Source organism: Rossellomorea aquimaris, assembly GCF_001877785.1.
In the GTDB taxonomy this organism is placed as follows: Bacteria; Bacillota; Bacilli; order Bacillales; family Bacillaceae_B; genus Rossellomorea; species Rossellomorea aquimaris_A.
In genome coordinates, this window is record NZ_MINN01000118.1 from 1 (window position 1) to 573 (window position 573).

Consider the following 573-nt stretch of genomic DNA (forward strand, 5'->3'; position numbering starts at 1 on the left):
ACATTCTTTTCAACTGCTTCAATTGATTGGATTGACGGTTCATTCGACACACCCTCCACTCGGATGACTTCCTAAACAAGTATACAGGGCAACTATGAACAAACTATTAACAAATGGCAAAAACTTTTCAAACCAGCGATTTTTATTTACTGCGTGATAACTGAGCGAAAGATCGGTTCAGCCGTCTGTACTAGCAAAAAAACCGCCTTCAAGAGGCGGTTTTTTCGATTACATGCGCAAGCTAATGCCAGGGCCAACCGGAATGCCGGTCAAGGCAAAGACGATCAGCATGACGAGCCAGACGCCAAAGAATATGAGGCTGTATGGCAGCATCAAGGAAATCAAGGTAAAAAAAAAAAAACAGAGAACGCTCCGCATCTCATCAGATTAGCACCAGCTCGCACTCAATCAAAGAACCTTTGATTTACTCACTGAGCTTGCCTGACCCTTACCTTCTGATCTTCTTGTAGGGTCAGACATTACTAGAACCACAGAACACAATCACACGTTGGATCACTCACACCCCACACCGCTATCATGCGCTAGTCTACGGACTACGTGTCGTGCTCGTAT

Annotated in this window: 1 protein-coding gene; it reads right to left on the reverse strand. The window is 44.9% G+C overall.

Translation table 11 applies throughout. The features are described 5' to 3' along the window. Window positions 1-228: 228 nt before the first annotated feature. The gene (locus BHE18_RS23015; protein ID WP_328585899.1) at window positions 229-378 is read right to left on the reverse strand and encodes an AbgT family transporter; all 150 of its coding nucleotides are present in this window, start codon (window positions 376-378) and stop codon (window positions 229-231) included. Between the last annotated feature and the right edge of the window lie 195 nt (window positions 379-573).

Excerpts from the sequence above, each read along its gene's own strand:
- BHE18_RS23015 (WP_328585899.1), bottom strand. The coding sequence starts at position 378 with ATGCGGAGCGTTCTCTGTTTTTTTTTTTTTACCTTGATTTCCTTGATG.